Below are 15,700 nucleotides of genomic sequence, written 5' to 3' on the forward strand. Positions count from 1 at the left end.
AAGGAATTGTTGGGATCGATAAACGATTTCATGACATTTTTGTCATTGTCATGATGAACAAAACGTCACGTGCAGTGCTGTGCAGAGGAGGCATAACGCTAAGACGCGAAGACCGCAAAGATACAGAGCATGATTACGTTCCCCTTGCGCCTCTGCGGTTACCTCCTTTGTGCCCTTTACCTTAATCGATCGTTCGCCCCATTCGGTATTTGATGTCGTAATTGAGAATAAAATCGACTGCTTCGGCGTTAAAACCGTAATCTCGACCAAGCTGACGGTCGATCCGGTCGAGGATCGGTTTGGCCGGTTTAGCGTCGAAGTTGATTTCACCGGTGTTGATCCTCTCGCCACGACGGATGCGGTGACAGCGGTGAGCCGCGTAGACCGCGAGTAGTTCGCGTTCAAGGGTGCAGTACGGTTCCACATCCACCAGATTCAGATCAAAAACCGGAAGTTCCAAAACTTCACGAGCGACAACATCCATGCAGTTGGAATTAACAATCCAATACCAGTAAAAGAGTTGGCTATTGAGCAAGGCGAATACGATCGGTCGCAGATGGACGGGTACCGTGATAGGTTTATAGTGGGATGAGAGTTTTTCGGGCAAGGCTTTGCGCCAATAACGACCGCCAGAATGGTAGTAGATCGGTGTGCCGTGTTCGACAATGAAGTCTTTGAGTTTTTTCCGGTGTTGATGCATAGTGGTCAGGATGGCAATCTCAATCGGTGAGCCGATCTTGGGGAGTGGGTTGGCATGGGTAGTGATACCATCCCAACGGCAGTAGCTCAGCTTGGCGAAGAGAAACGGTCGGTCGCTCGGTGGGCGATTGAACCAACGGTGGTAGGTAGTGCTGTACACGCGCGCTTCACCGTCCGACTGATGTAAGAGCGTGATGGTGAGGTTCATATCAACACCGGCAAAGAGCTTTCCCGGTCGCACTGCATAGTGACTATGCCACTGAGTATAGCTGCGGTAGAGCTGTTGCAGCGGCCGCATCCTCTCGGTTGAGACCGACGCGATCGGGACGATCATGCCAAATCTGCCGTGCGGCTTAAGCAACTGCAATGCGCGTTCGATGACAAAGGCGTAGAGGTTGCCGCTGCCTGCCGTCTGATACTCTACAATGCGGTAGTTGTGTTTGACGTTACGGTAGGGAAGGTAGGGCGGGTTACCGACAATCACGTCAAACCCGCCATTGGCAAGAATTGTAGGGAACGCCTCATGCCAATTGAAGGTTTGGGTGTGGTGATATTGAGCAGGCGACGGGTGCGCCTCGATAGAGCCGTTTCCCTCTCCCACCAGCGCGTTACCTAGCCGGATAGTGTGGTCGAGGTTGGGCAACGGTGTGCGCAGGCCCACGTTAGCATATTCGGCAATAAGCACAAGCAGGAGGCGCAATTTGCAGACCTCAATCGCTTCTGGCATGAGATCAACGCCGTACAGATTATGTGCCACAATCCATTTGATAATCTGGTCGCTGCGATGAGCGTCAGCGCCTATTTCGTGTGATGCGAGCCAATCTGGTTGAATAGTGGCTATCCGTCCAAGCACAGCATGGTAGATCGGTGTCAGTACACGCAGGGCGGCGAGCAAGAATGCGCCTGAGCCAACCGTTGGATCAAGCACGCTGAGCGGAGGGTACCCGCCGTGCGGATCGCCGACGAGTGCGGTGAAGAGGGCCAAGAGGCGATGCGGATCGAGCTGCGAGATCAGATCGGCCATGAGCGCGGTAAGGTCAAGGTTGGCGGTGATCGCATCGTTGATCGTGACAAGCTGGCCGCTGGTTGCCGCCGCGACAATGGCCGCTACTTGGGAATGCCGCGCAGCTTGTTCACGGTCAGTTTCGGTTGGTAAGGGGACGGCTTGCTGCATCGCTGGGTAGATGTAGCGGCGGATGTTCTGCGCTAAGGCGAGCGGTGCTAACGACAGCCCGGCCTTATCGAACAGCGCCGGGATGATAGTGGCGCGACAAATGTAGGCGCTAACGTCGTCGTGTGTATAATAGGCGCCTAGCTCCTTTTGGTTGATGGCTTGTTCGAGTGCGTAACCCACAATCTCAGGATCGATCTCGCGTTCGTGCCGCCCCGGTCGGCCATGCACATACCAGCACCACTGACTGAAAAAGGTGAAAAGCTGCTCGAACACACTGTCTGGAATGGTGATTGTATCGCCATGCTGCACTTCGAGTGGATGCGGAACAAAGAGGTTGCTCCCAAGGTAAGGAACATCACCGAGCAGACGGTTGGTCGCTGCGTCGCGCTCATCACGCACGCGGCCCAGCCCATCGAACCAGAGCGCGCGTAACACATCACGGTAATAACGATCCGGGCCGAAGTGGGTACGACTCCACGCTAGCTGTTCAGGCAGATACGCCGGGTTGCGGTCAAGCCAGCCTTGGGTTTGGATGAACCAGAGCACAATCAGCCGTGACAGCAGCACCGTCGCATACCAGCGCCGCTCGTGTTCACATGCAATGCCCTGTATGCGAGCGTGTAAGCTGACGTAAGACGGTTGCAGTTCGGTGTAGAAATGGGCAGCGATTCGTTCGGAAGTGAGACAATGTTCCATCACGCACACCTCAACCGCGCCCCAGCCACTGCCACCTGCCCCAACGCCAAGCCGCCATCGTTCGGCGGGGCAAGGCGCGGGATCAGTACAGTAAAGCCATCGGCGCGCAACGCATCGGCCAGCGTCTCCAGAAGTAAGACATTTTGCAACACGCCGCCGCTGAGGGCGACAGTCGTGAGACCGCGCTCATCGCGCACCCGCCGGCAAGCCGCCAAGAGCGCCTGCGCAACCCCGTGATGCACCCGACCGGCGATTGCCGCCGGTGCAACCCCGGCCCGCAGATCATCAACCAGCGCCGCCAGCAGCGCTAGTCCGTCAAGTATAAACGGCCCGCCAGTAATGGCCGGTTCGCGGAGTGGCATTGGATAAGGCGGCTGTTGTGGATCGGCGATCTGCTCGAAGAGAATAGCCAGCTCGCCTTCGTAACGGGCAATCTGGCCCATGCCGGCCAGTGCGGCGGCAGCGTCGAAGAGCCGCCCAAGGCTTGAAGTGCGCGGGCTATTGAGGCTCCGTTCAATCATACGGGCCAACACCTGCCACGCCGCTTGATCGAGCTGCCGGGTAAACGGTAGCGCAAGTCGCCAGAAATCAGGGCCGTAGAGCTGAGCCAGCGCCGCTGCTGCCACCCGCCACGGCTGGCGCACCGCCTGCTCACCACCGGGCAAGGTCAGCGGCCTAAGATGACCGACACGCTCATACTCGGCACAGGTCGCTACCAGCACCTCACCCCCCCACACTGTTCCGTCCGGCCCATAGCCGCTGCCATCGGCGGCAATCCCGATTACCGGCCCGGTGTGACCGTATTCGGCCAGCACAGCGGCAATATGGGCGTGGTGATGTTGCACGCCAATCTTACGTTCAATTGGCATTGCGAGTGCCGCTTGGGTAGCTAGATAGCCGGGGTGCAGATCGAAAGCCACTACCTCGGGCACAATCTCAAACAACCGTTGAAAGTGAGCAATCCCCTCGTGGAACGAGCGCAGCGTAGGCAGATTTTCGAGATCGCCAATGTGATGACTCAGAAAGACCTCGCGCCCGCGAGCGAGAGCGAAGGTGTTCTTGAGATGGCCGCCGCAGGCGAGGATCGGGCAGGGCAGCTCGTGAGCCAGCGTGATCGGCGTAGGTGCATACCCGCGCGAGCGACGGATGAGGAGCGGCCCGCCGGCGGCTACGCGCGCCACACTATCGTCGCAGCGCATGTGGATCGGGCGGTTGTGGGTCAGGAAGGCATCAGCGATTGCACCCAACCGCTGCGCTGCATCCTCATCTTCATACGCAATCGGCTCATCACTCAGATTGCCGCTGGTTAGCACAATCGCCGCCACCCGCTGCGAACCAATGACCGCAGCATAATCGGCCAACAGAAGATAGTGCAACGGCGTGTAGGGCAACATCACCCCTAACGTCTGCATCCCCGGCGCAACCGACGGCGCAACCGGCGCGTCAGGCCGGCGCGGCATCAGCACAATCGGGCGGGCCGGACTCGTCAGCAAGGCATGTGATTGCGGATCGATCACGCAGAGCCGTGCGGTCATTTCCACATCACACGCCATCACTGCCAACGGTCGTGCCTCACGTTGCTTACGCTGGCGCAACCGGCGCACCGCCGCCTCGTCATCGGCGGCGCAGGCCAGATGGTAGCCGCCCAACCCCTTGATCGCCACGATCTGACCGTGCGCAAGCGCGGTCGCCGCCGCGATCAGCGGATCGGAATGCGAATCCATCTCTACCCCGCTTGCACCCCTGAAAAACCGCACCTGCGGCCCACACACCGGACACGCCGTTGGCTGAGCGTGAAATCGGCGGTCACGCGGGTCTTCGTACTCGGCTCGGCACCGCGCGCAGAGCGGGAAGCTACGCATCGTCGTGTTGGCGCGGTCGTAGGGCACATCGAGCACGATGGTAAAACGCGGGCCGCAGTTAGTGCAGTTGGTAAACGCATAGCGATAGCGGCGATCAGTTGGATCGGTAATCTCGCGCAGGCAATCGGCGCAGGTAGCGGTATCGGGCGCGATCAGCGTGCGGCGTTGGGCCTGCGTTTGGCTGGCCGCGATCACAAACTCGCGCTCGCCCAATAACGCCAGCGGCTCAACGCTCACCTGCTCGATGCGGGCGAGAGGCGGCGCTTCGCGTTGCAGCGCCGTTACAAACTCGTGCAACAAGCCCTCCTCACCCTCGATTTCAATCGTCACGCCGGCGCTATCGTTGCGCACAAAACCGGCCAGCCCCCAACGTTCAGCCAAGCCAAACACAAAGGGCCGGAAGCCGACGCCTTGCACGATGCCGCGCACACTGATCCGCCAGCGCCGCTGCTGATAATTGATCATTGCTGGTTCCATACGATGGATGATAAACGCAAAGGCGCGAGGGTGCAAAGCGTGGAAGGAGAGGAAGTCAGAATGGACTATTATCCCAACATCTCTATGCAACGCTGACTTATGGTTTTGCACACCATACCTACGAACAAATGCACCGCTGTCGTAACCTATGGTTATGAAGCTGCTACTTGACGTTAACAGTTCGCGACGATTATAATTTGTGCTAATAGTCACGTTCTACACTCTACAAATTGGCTATGCCGCCACTCGCCAAGATGCGCTGAATCTGGAACAGAGACGCGAAGGAGGTACAGACTTCTAAGCGTCAACCAATTGTTGGTACTCGCCATCAATCACTGTTGTAAGAGGAACACCATGAGCAGCAATGGCGCCGCCACGTATGCCGACCGTCCGCTGAACGCCGCCGCCTTACTCGACCGGCTGAACGAACCGCAGACGGCTGCTGCCCTTCACCGCTTACTCGACCACGCCGAATTGCTTGCTTTTTCAGCAGGTGCAGTTGATAGTCTCTTGCAACGCGGTGAAGTGATCGCCGATAATGTGGCGGCTAGTATGCAAGAGTTGCGCGCGGCGCTGCCGGCGGAGAGTGGCGAGATCGCCGGCCAACTGGTGCGGCTGGCGCGCACGTTGCCGCAGTTGACCGATACGGTTGAGCAACTCGCAACGCTCACTAGCCAACCGGCCTTTCAGCGCTTGCTCGTCACGCTTAGCAAACCACAAACCCTCGCGGCACTCGACCGATTGCTCAGCCAGAGCGAGTTACTCGCCTTCCTTGTGAGCGCACTTGATCACCTGCTTGCCCGTGGTGATGAGCTGACCGAGAATATCCGTAGTTCGGTCGAAGAATTGCGTGTTGTGCTGAGCAATAGCGCGATCACGCCTGATAAGCTGATAGATGCCTTTATCGCCTTCTTGCCGTACTTCCCGCGACTTGTGGCAGTTGCCCCTAACTTTATCGAGGTGATTGAGAAGATCGAGCCGTTCATTGCCTCTGCCGAATTCGATGCCCTACTCGATTCGGGGGTGTTCCACCCAGACACGGTGAAACTGGTCGGCGAAGCCGGCGACGCCTTCGTTGCCAGCCGCGAGACGTTGCGCCAGTCACCAAAACCCGTCGGTCTATTCGGGCTACTCCGCGCTTTGCGCGACCCCGATGTACAACGCGCCGCTGGCCTGATCGTCGAATTTGGTCGCCGCTTTGGCAGTTCGTTGAAGTGAAGGAGCGCCAAGACGCTAAGGACGCCAACGCAAAGGCGGGAAGAGTACTGCTATGCTTAAGCTGTGTCCTTTGCGCACGTTGCGCCTTTACATTCAAAACCTATGCACGAATTATCTATCGCCTACAACATCGTGAAGATTGCCAGCGCCGCCGCTGCCGAAGCTGGCGCAGATGAGATCAGCGCCGTTCATTTACGAATAGGCGCACTGGCCGGCGTGGTCGCCGATGCGCTGCGCTTCAGTTTTGCCATCGCCGCCGAAGGCACGCCTCTGGCCAACGCCGAATTGATGATCGAAGAGGTGCCAGTAACAGTCTTTTGCCCCACCTGCAACACCGAAGTGACCTTACCGAACCCGCGCTTGTTTCGTTGCCCGCAGTGCAACCAACCCTCCGGCCAGATCGTTCACGGGCGCGAATTGGAATTAGTGGCATTGGAGACGCCATGAGTTACGAAGCCAAACGGTTGATCGAGATTCGACAGGGTGTGTTGAGCAAGAATGACCAACTCGCCGCCGAGCTGCGCAGCCGCTTTCACGCCGCTGGTGTGTTTGTAGTCAACCTGCTCTCTAGCCCCGGCGCCGGCAAGACCAGCCTGCTCGAAGCGACGATGCGCGCGCTGCTGGCCGAATACCGGGTAGCGGCACTGGTTGGCGATCTCGCCACCGATAACGACGCCCGCCGATTAGCCCGGAGTGGCGGTTTGGTGCGTCAAATTCAGACCGGTGATATGTGTCATCTTGAGGCAGACATCGTTGCGCGCCACCTTGAAGGTTGGGATTTGAACGAGCTTGATCTACTGTTTATCGAGAACGTTGGTAATCTGGTTTGCCCATCAGGATATGACCTCGGTGAAGCAACCCGAGTCGTGCTGCTTTCGACAACCGAGGGCGAAGATAAACCTTTGAAGTACCCTTCAACCTTCGCTACTGCCGATGCAGTGTTGTTGACCAAGATGGATTTAGCTGAGCCGGTGGGATTTGATCGCGCAATGGCCGAAGAGAATATTCGCGCTGTTAACCCGCTCGCGCCGATCATTGCGACATCTGCCCGTCACGAAGGTGGTCTCGATGAGTGGCTAGTATGGCTTCGCGAGCGTTTCGAGGCGCAAAGGGGTTAACGCAAAGGCGCAAAGCGTACCAAAGGTTTTGATAGTCGGATAAGTAAGTTTGTGGTTCTTACTATCATCGCGATGTAGCTTTTGGTTCCGGGTTGTAGTTGTGATGACAAGGAGACGGTTGAATGGCAACACTGCTTTGGCTACAGGGTGGCGCTTGTAGCGGCAACACGATGTCGTTCCTCAACGCCGAGGAGCCTAGCGCCTGCGATCTGGTGACCGATTTCGGTATCGAGATTCTCTGGCACCCGTCGCTTGGGATGGAGTTGGGCGAAAACGCAAAGCGGATTTTCCACGATTGCACCAGCGGCGCGCGCCCGCTCGATATCTTTGTCTTTGAAGGATCGGTGATACAGGCGCCAAACGGCACTGGCCGCTACAACATGTTCGCCGATCGCCCGATGCAAGAATGGGTACGCGAGTTGGCTGCACAGGCCGGCATTGTGGTTGCAATCGGCGATTGCGCCTGCTGGGGTGGCATCCCGGCGATGGCCCCCAACCCCAGCCAGTCTACTGGTCTCCAATTCCACAAGCGTGAACTCGGTGGCTTTCTTGGCCCCAACTGGCGCTCGAAGGCTGGCTTGCCGGTGATTAACATCCCCGGCTGCCCTGCCCACCCCGATTGGGTGACGCAGATTCTGGTCGCCGTCGCCAGTGGCCGCGCTGCCGACATCGCGCTCGATGATTTGCAACGCCCACAGACCTTCTTTACCAGCTTCACCCAAACCGGCTGCACCCGTGTGCAGTTCTTCGAGTACAAGCAATCGACGCTCGAATTTGGGCAGGGCACCCGCACTGGCTGTCTCTTCTACGAGTTTGGCTGCCGCGGCCCGATGACCCGCTCGCCCTGCAACCGCATCCTCTGGAATCGCCAGTCGTCGAAGACTCGCGCCGGTATGCCCTGCACCGGCTGCACCGAGCCAGAGTTCCCCTTCTTTGATCTGGCCCCCGGCACCGTCTTCAAGACCCAGAAGATCAGTGGCGCGATTCCGAAGGAAGTGCCAACCGGCACCGATCCGGTCAGCTATATGGCCCTCGCAGCGGCGGCGCGAGTGGCAGCGCCGAAGTGGGCAAAAGAGGATATGTTTGTTGTATAAGCTAGGGAGCTCGACTCTAGTATTGCATATAGTGCGCAATAGTGTATCATTGTGTTTATGGAAACCACCATGAATAGAGGCAGGGCGGCGAAGTTGCTGGGCTGTTCGGTCAAAACCTTGCAGCGATGCGAACGCGAAGGGCGGTTGATTCCGGTGGCACGAACAGGCAGCAATCGCCGTCGTTACACCGAGACACCGTTGCGTGAGTTCATTGGCGTGCGGCAGGCGGTATCCGAGCCAACGCGGATCGTCGCTTCCTGCCGTGTATCAAGTGCGGCACCGAAGCCGGACTTGGCACATCAGCGCAAGGTGCTGGAAGAGTTTGTGGTAGCAAAGGGGTTGGCACATGTCGAATTCATCGAGGAAGGAGGCGGTGGTCTCACCGTTAAGCGTAAGAAGGTTCTGAAGCTGATGGACGAACGTGGTCGGCGGGAAATGAAGACCCTGATCCTTGCCCACCGTGACCGGCGTACTCGCTTCGGTTTCGAGTGGTTTGAGCACGACGCACCATCCCACGGATGCGAGGTGCTGGTGCTCAATCAAGAGCGTCTCGCGCCAGAACAGGAAATGGTGCAAGACCTGATGACCATTGTGCATTGCTTTTCGTCTAGGCTTTCCGGATTGCGGAACTACCGGAAACACCTGAACGAAGCGCTGAACCAAGATGCAGCTCATGACGTATCGAATTGAATCAGATTTCCCGCTGAACAGCGATGTGCTTCCCAAAGAGGCATTCACGCGACATGACGAACGCATATCTTCTGCTGTGGCAACAGCCATTGAGGGCGTTGAAGACCAGAAGATGTCGACGGTCGGGTCGGATGCGTCGAGACTGGCGTGGTAGTCTGACGTTCTCCTGACGAGAAATATGAGTAAGCCATGCACCTGACCCACAAAATCGCCCTTTGCCCGACACCAGAGCAGGTGGACTACTTCAAGCGCGCTTGCGGTGCGGCACGGCGCGTCTGGAACTGGGCGCTGGCTGAGTGGAACAAGCAATATGAGGCAGGCCTCAAGCCGAATGCGATGGCGCTGAAAAAGCAGTTCAACGCCATCAAATACAGCGATCCACAATGGCTCGATGAAAACGGTCAGCCTTGGTTGCGTGGCATCCATCGGGATGCCCATGCACGACCATTTGCTCATCTGGCAAACGCATGGGATCGGTTCTTCGCCGACATCAAAGCAGGAAAACCGGCGCACGCCCCACAGTTCAAGAAGAAGGGTCGTTGCCGTGACAGTTGCTACGTTGCGAACGACAAGTTCAAGCTCGATGGCAAGACCATCCGCTTGCCCAAGATCGGCGACGTATTGATGACCGAAACGTTGCGCTTTTCGGGAAAAATCCTGGGTGCGACGGTGTCGCGCACGGCGGATCGTTGGTATGTCGCAATCCATGTCGATGTGCCTGATGCGCAGTTTTACCGTAGAAGGACGGCGCATGGCACCGTCGGCGTTGATCTGGGCATCAAGTCGGCAGCTACGCTCTCCAGCGGTGAGGCTATCCAAGCTCCGAAGCCGCTCACATCAGCCTTGCGCAGGTTGCGCATTCGCAGCAGGCGGTTGAGCCGTAAGGTCGAAGCGGCGAAAATACATGCTGGTTTTCTGCCTAAGCAGCGCATGCCAAAAGGCATGCGACTAACGCTCTCGAACAATTGCAGGAAATCAGCTCAGATAGTGGCAAGACTACATGCTCGCATTGCCAATATCCGAACAGACTTTGTCCACAAGCTTACAACTCGGCTTTGCCGCGAAAACCAAGCGGTGGTGATCGAGGATTTGCACGTCAAGGGGATGCTGGCGAACGATAAACTCGCCCGCGCCATCAGTGATGTGGGCTTTGGCATGTTCCGCTCGCAGATCGAATACAAGGCCAAACGCTACGGAACCCGGATGATCGTCGCCAATCGCTGGTATCCGAGCAGCCGCCTGTGTTCGGTCTGTGGTTACAAAAACGACGCGCTGACATTGAGCGACCGTGATTGGGATTGCCCGCAATGCGGTGCACACCATGACCGCGACCTCAATGCTGCGCTCAACCTGCAACGGCTGGCAACCGTAACTGCCCTACCCGTGGCGAGCTTGGCCGGTAACGGCGGCACTGCAAGAGAGGCGGTCTCTCTTGTAGTCGGGAAAGTAACGCCTGCCAGATACGAATGCGGTCTGCAAGACGCTTCGGGGCAGGAAAAGAATCGTGCGCAGGTTTGCGCACTTTTTTGATAGCAGTACGTCGCGATGAGCGTCCAGCGAGCCGGGGACGGTGCGAGCCCGGCGGCTCAGAATGGCGGAACGGCGCCGGGGAGCCGTAATTGGCGTTGAGGTGAGCGGCAAGCGCCGCTAACCGGGGTGGAACCGCGCGTCAGGTGTGATGCGTCCCCGAGCGACATGTTCGCCCGGTTTTTTTTATTGTGTGCGAAGGAGGAATCGCTGTGCCGGCTACATCACTCGATCAGATTGTGGCGCTGGCCAAGCGTCGCGGCTTTATCTTCCCCAGCAGCGAGATTTATGGCGGGTTGCAGGGGGTGTATGATTACGGCCCGCTCGGGGTTGAATTGAAAAATAATATCATCGCCGATTGGTGGCGCACCAACGTCTATGAGCGCGATGATATGGAGGGTCTGGATGCCGCGATCTTGATGAACCGGTTGGTCTGGAAGTATTCTGGTCACGAAGAGACCTTCAACGATCCGCTAGTTGATTGCCGTGTGTGTAAGATGCGCTGGCGCGCCGACCATATCGACGGCGTTTGTCCCAATTGCGGTTCGCGTGATCTCACCGAGCCGCGCCCGTTCAACATGATGTTCCGCACCCAGATCGGGCCGGTGGCCGATAGCGGCTCGTTCGCGTATCTGCGCCCGGAAACCGCGCAGGGCATTTTTGTGAATTTTGCTAACGTGCTCACCACCACAGCCCGCAAACTGCCGTTTGGGATTGCTCAAGTTGGCAAGGCGTTTCGCAATGAGATCAACCCGCGCAACTTCCTCTTCCGCGTGCGCGAGTTCGAGCAGATGGAGATTGAGTATTTCGTGATGCCCGGCACCGACGAAGCTTGGCATCAGCGTTGGCTCGAAGCGCGGTTGGCGTGGTGGGAGCAGATCGGCATTCCGCGCCGTCGGATCACGATCTACGATGTGCCCGCCGATGAGCTGGCTCACTACTCGAAACGCACCTTCGACCTGATGTACGACTATCCCAATATCGGTGTGCAAGAGATTGAGGGGATTGCCAATCGCACCGATTACGATCTCGGCTCGCACAGCAAGGATCAAGATCAGCTTAACCTGACCGCGCGCGTCAATCGCAACGAGGATAGCATTGCCCGCCTGACCTACTTCGATCAGGCTAGTGGCCGGCACGTGGTGCCGTATGTGATCGAGCCGTCGGCAGGGGTGGGGCGTGCTATGCTGGCGGTGTTGTGTGAAGGGTATGCCGAAGAGTTGACCAAAGCCTTGCCGGATGACAAGCTAGTGATGGTTGGCGAGGCGCTGCAATCGTTCCTCAAGTCGGTTGGTCGCAACGAGAAGATTAGCGCCGAGTCACGTGATGCAATTCTGGCCCGTGGCGAAGAACTCAGCCAAGCGTTGGCCGAGCGGTTGCCCGAAGTCGAGCAGTTGCTGGCGATGCCGGGAGCGGATCAGATTGAGGTGGGCAAGAAACTGCGCGGGCAAGCCCAACCGCTGATCGACGAGCATTACCGCACTGTCTTGCGGCTCAAGCCGCGGCTGGCGCCAATCAAAGCGGCAGTCTTCCCGCTCAAGCGCAACCACGACCAACTGGTCGCCACCGCCAAAGAGGTGCGCCGCCGGTTGCAGCTTGGCGGCGAGATGCGCACCGTCTATGACGACACCGGCGCGATTGGCAAACTTTACCGCCGGCAAGACGAGATTGGCACGCCTTTCTGCATCACAGTCGATTTCGACACCATCGGGCAGGGCAAAGACCCGGCCTTGGCCGACACAGTCACGGTGCGCGATCGCGATACCATGACTCAAGAGCGGGTGCCGATCGCCGAACTCGAGGCATATCTCCGCGACAAGCTTCGCGTATAGCTCCCGGTAGCACCGCGCGGCGGTACGGTTTGTATGACCGTGCGGCGCTACAGAAGCCAATGGTACACTACGGTCTGGCCGGCCCCATCGGTGATCTGTACCGCTATCTGGCGGCTCAGGCTGATGGCCGCCGGATCGTGATAACTAAACTGTCGCCATGCGCGCGGGCCAAGATCGCTAGCGAGGGTGGCTGGATGCCACGGCCCATCGTCAACCGCCAATGCCACGCGGGCAATGCCCTGCCCCGCCGACCATGCCACCCCGCGTAGCGGTTGGTGATTGTTTCCTTGGATGACCTCACCGAGATTGAACAGCCGGCAGTCAATGGCTAACGAACCATCGCGGTGCGCGGCAGGCGGCGCTGCTTCGGTTGAGATCAGTGTGATCCGCTCGATCCATTTCATCCAATACGCGCCAGCCCAGCCGGGCACAACCAGCCGTACCGGCCCGCCGTGCAGTGCCGGCAGCGGTTGGCCATTGACCGCATACGCCAGCATCGCATCTTGCCAGAGTTTAGCAAGCGGGACATAACATACCTGCGGCTGCGTACCATAGCTCGAACAGGCGGCAAAAGCCGCCTGCGGCTTGACGCCGGCAGCTTCCAGCAAGAGCGCAACTGGCACGCCGATCCACTCGGCGTTGGCAATCGCGGCGTAACTATCGTCGCTGCCATCATCGCGCCCAATGAGTACTGCAAAGAAGCTGCTGACCGGTTTGTGGAGCAGGTCGTGGTAATCAATTACCAGTGGATGCCGGACGAGCCCATCAATCGTTAATTCCCAAGTGGCTGCGCTAAGATCTGGTATCGGTTGCTGGTTGCGCGCAAAGAAGTGCTCAATGCTCGTCACTGTTGCATCGAGGATCGCAAGTGGTGGGTCAAGGATCAGCGGGTGGTCGGAGCGCTGGCGGAGCCGGTTGTCTTTGACCAGCGATTGGATTGGCGAGGTGAACGGGAACGTCTCAAGTGACATACGAGCATCCGTTAGGTTAGAGTGCTTGGTCAACTACCGGCAGTATAGTGGCGCCGGCTGCAAAAATGATGACAATTACCGGTGTCGAGACTACAAAACGTTTAGCCGTGCTGGTCAATTTGACGAGGGATGAAAGGTTACGGTATAGTGTTCATACTGTGAGTATTCAAAATACAAAATCACAACACGTTGCGTGACGCTAGCTTCACAGCTCATGGTCGGGCCTGATTTCAGCAGCGTTCTAAGGTAACGTTGCTGCGATGAGTATCTGCGCAACGGTAGTCAGCGGCGGCAAGGGGTAAGCGATGCCTTCACAGAAACAGCCCCTCACCATTGAGCTAGCTCTGCTGGGGTTCGTGCGACAGCGCCCCATGCATCCGTATGAATTATTTCAGCAAGTTCAAGCGTGTGATGGGTTAGGCTGTATCTGGCGAATTAAGCAAAGCCATCTCTACGCCGTGCTTGATCGGCTTGAAGCGGAAGGATATCTCAGTTGCCATCTCGAAGGACAGGGCAGCCGGCCACCGCGCAAAATCCTCTCGTTGACCGAGCAGGGTGAAGCCACCTTTACCGAATGGTTAAGCACGCCGGTGCCGCGTGGCCGTGACATCCGGTTGGAATTTTTGGCCAAATACTACTTTGCCCGGCGTGAAGGGCCAGTCGTAGCGACGCAGTTACTGACGCGGCAGATTGTTTGTTGCCGGGATTGGCTGGCTGAGTACGAGGCTAAAAGCAAGGGATTGCCAGCCGATTCGTTTGAACGGGTGGTATTACAGTACCGCATGGGCCAGTTGCAGGCTGTGTTGGTATGGTTGGAAAAATGCCAACAGTCGGTAGAGGTGATTGAAAGCTAAGAGGAACGGTGGTATGACGCAATCATTGAGCATATTGTTGCTCGCACTTTGGATGTTAACCGCCTGTGGTGCATCCCAAGCGACTGCATCTACCGAGATTACGGTTGCGGCTGCCGCTGATCTTACTCCAGCGTTTCAGGAGATTGGGCCGCTGTTTACCGAACGCACCGGTATTCAGGTGGTATTCAATATCGGCTCAACCGGCCAGCTCGCCCAACAGATCGAGCGTGGCGCGCCGTTTGATGTGTTCTATGCGGCGAATAAGAGCTTTGTCGAAGATTTGGCGGCTAAGGGGGCAGTCGATGAGTCGTCAATGACCATCTATGCCCAAGGCCGGATTACGGTCTGGACGCGGGCTGATCAGGCGTTGCAACTGCAGCAGCTTACCGATCTACTCGATCCGGCCTACCGGCGGATTGCGATTGCTAATCCAGAGCACGCGCCGTATGGTCAAGCGGCGCGTGAAGCGTTGGAACGGGCTGGGATATGGGAGCAGATCAAAGACCGGCTGGTGTTTGGCGAGAATGTGGCCCAAACTTTGACGCTAGCTGATACCGGCAACGTCGAAGCGGCGATCGTCGCTCTCTCGCTGAGTGTGCAGAGCAATGGCCATTGGGTGCTGATCCCGGCTGAGTTGCATCCTGATCATCCGCTGATTCAGATGGCGGCAGTTGTGACTAGCTCGAAGCAGTATGAAGCTGCTCGCCGGTTTATGGAGTTTGTCAATAGCCCGGAAGGGCACAAGATTATGAAGAAGTACGGCTTCATCTTGCCCGGCGAGATTATTGAGCCAGCGAGGTAGCGAGTATGAATTGGCCGGCGTTTTGGTTGTCATTGCAAGTAACCGCCTTTGCGACTTTTTTTATCTTTGTGATTGGGTTACCAATCGCTTTGTTGCTTACGCGCACCGCGTTCCCCGGCCAGATTGTGGTTGAGACGTTGTTAATGCTGCCGCTCATTTTGCCGCCGAGCGTGATTGGCTACTATCTCTTATTGGCGCTGGGTCGGGGCAGCCCGATTGTGGAATGGTTTCAGATCCGCATCTTGTTTTCGTGGCCGGCAGCAGTAGTGGCGTCGGTGGTAGTAGGGTTGCCGCTGATGATCCAGAGCAGCAAAGCTGCACTGGCGAACGTTGATCCGCGGCTCGAACAAGCGGCGCGCACGTTGGGGGCCGGCGAACTACGGATCATTACCCGGATCACCTTACCGCTGGCGCGGCGCGGGATTGTGGCCGGCATCGTGTTGGGAGGCGCGCGGGCGCTGGGCGAATTTGGCGCTACCTTGATGGTGACGGGTAATATTCCCGGCCGCACACAAACCTTGCCGGTCGCGATTTATGATGCAGTGCAAGCGCAACGGTACGCTGACGCCAACTTGATGGTATTGGTCATGACAGCCGTAGCCTTTGTGGGCTTATGGTGGGTGCGTCAACTGGAACGCCCGCGCCAAGCGCCATCCGCGACGCAGATCACGACGTAGGAGGAGACA

13 protein-coding genes are annotated in these 15,700 nt (G+C 57.7%); 10 read left to right on the forward strand and 3 right to left on the reverse strand.

Annotation, left to right across the window (positions count from 1 at the left end; all coding sequences use genetic code 11):
- Window positions 1–181 precede the first annotated feature (181 nt).
- Window positions 182–2,569, reverse strand: a complete 2,388-nt coding sequence (locus Q1A00_RS11825; protein ID WP_299756964.1) for a DNA methyltransferase — start codon at window positions 2,567–2,569, stop codon at window positions 182–184.
- Window positions 2,569–4,896 carry a carbamoyltransferase HypF gene (hypF, locus tag Q1A00_RS11830; protein ID WP_299756967.1) on the reverse strand — a complete coding sequence of 776 codons (2,328 nt, stop codon included), beginning with the start codon at window positions 4,894–4,896 and terminating at the stop codon, window positions 2,569–2,571. Before hypF ends, Q1A00_RS11825 begins: the two co-directional genes overlap by 1 nt.
- 366 nt (window positions 4,897–5,262) lie before the next feature.
- Between hypF and Q1A00_RS11835 the strand changes: the two genes are divergently transcribed.
- The 7 genes from Q1A00_RS11835 (at window position 5,263) to Q1A00_RS11865 (ending at window position 12,387) form a co-directional block, all read left to right on the forward strand.
- The gene (locus tag Q1A00_RS11835; RefSeq protein ID WP_298406981.1) at window positions 5,263–6,126 is read left to right on the forward strand and encodes a DUF1641 domain-containing protein; all 864 of its coding nucleotides are present in this window, start codon (window positions 5,263–5,265) and stop codon (window positions 6,124–6,126) included.
- Between the two features lie 102 nt (window positions 6,127–6,228).
- The gene (gene hypA, locus Q1A00_RS11840; protein ID WP_298406979.1) at window positions 6,229–6,573 is read left to right on the forward strand and encodes a hydrogenase maturation nickel metallochaperone HypA; all 345 of its coding nucleotides are present in this window, start codon (window positions 6,229–6,231) and stop codon (window positions 6,571–6,573) included.
- Complete coding sequence (hypB, locus tag Q1A00_RS11845) at window positions 6,570–7,244, forward strand: hydrogenase nickel incorporation protein HypB (protein ID WP_298490592.1); 675 nt, start codon at window positions 6,570–6,572, stop codon at window positions 7,242–7,244. The genes hypA and hypB overlap by 4 nt, the downstream gene beginning before the upstream one ends.
- Before the next feature lie 122 nt (window positions 7,245–7,366).
- Complete coding sequence (locus Q1A00_RS11850; RefSeq protein WP_298406973.1) at window positions 7,367–8,338, forward strand: hydrogenase; 972 nt, start codon at window positions 7,367–7,369, stop codon at window positions 8,336–8,338.
- A 57-nt stretch (window positions 8,339–8,395) separates the two neighbouring features.
- Window positions 8,396–9,028 carry an IS607 family transposase gene (locus Q1A00_RS11855; RefSeq protein ID WP_299756972.1) on the forward strand — a complete coding sequence of 211 codons (633 nt, stop codon included), beginning with the start codon at window positions 8,396–8,398 and terminating at the stop codon, window positions 9,026–9,028.
- A 189-nt stretch (window positions 9,029–9,217) separates the two neighbouring features.
- On the forward strand, window positions 9,218–10,558 hold the full coding sequence (locus Q1A00_RS11860; protein WP_299756976.1) for an RNA-guided endonuclease TnpB family protein: 1,341 nt from the start codon (window positions 9,218–9,220) through the stop codon (window positions 10,556–10,558).
- Between the two features lie 209 nt (window positions 10,559–10,767).
- The gene (locus Q1A00_RS11865) at window positions 10,768–12,387 is read left to right on the forward strand and encodes a glycine--tRNA ligase (RefSeq protein ID WP_299645018.1); all 1,620 of its coding nucleotides are present in this window, start codon (window positions 10,768–10,770) and stop codon (window positions 12,385–12,387) included.
- Between the two features lie 47 nt (window positions 12,388–12,434).
- On the opposite strand, the gene Q1A00_RS11870 is transcribed toward Q1A00_RS11865, so the two are convergent.
- A complete protein-coding gene (locus Q1A00_RS11870) occupies window positions 12,435–13,358 on the reverse strand; it encodes a molybdopterin-dependent oxidoreductase (RefSeq protein ID WP_299756979.1) in 924 nt (307 codons plus the stop codon).
- Between the two features lie 305 nt (window positions 13,359–13,663).
- Between Q1A00_RS11870 and Q1A00_RS11875 the strand changes: the two genes are divergently transcribed.
- From Q1A00_RS11875 to modB, 3 genes are read left to right on the forward strand one after another with little or no spacing between them, the layout of a single operon-like run.
- Window positions 13,664–14,212: a PadR family transcriptional regulator gene (locus Q1A00_RS11875; RefSeq protein WP_299645020.1), complete on the forward strand. Its 549-nt coding sequence runs from the start codon at window positions 13,664–13,666 to the stop codon at window positions 14,210–14,212.
- A 13-nt stretch (window positions 14,213–14,225) separates the two neighbouring features.
- Entirely contained in the window at window positions 14,226–15,014 is a 789-nt protein-coding gene (gene modA / locus Q1A00_RS11880; protein WP_299756982.1) for a molybdate ABC transporter substrate-binding protein, read from the forward strand.
- A 5-nt stretch (window positions 15,015–15,019) separates the two neighbouring features.
- On the forward strand, window positions 15,020–15,691 hold the full coding sequence (modB, locus tag Q1A00_RS11885) for a molybdate ABC transporter permease subunit (RefSeq protein WP_299756985.1): 672 nt from the start codon (window positions 15,020–15,022) through the stop codon (window positions 15,689–15,691).
- Window positions 15,692–15,700: the final 9 nt, after the last annotated feature.

Origin of the sequence: uncultured Chloroflexus sp. (genome assembly GCF_938091255.1) — a bacterium.
Classification (GTDB): domain Bacteria; phylum Chloroflexota; class Chloroflexia; order Chloroflexales; family Chloroflexaceae; genus Chloroflexus.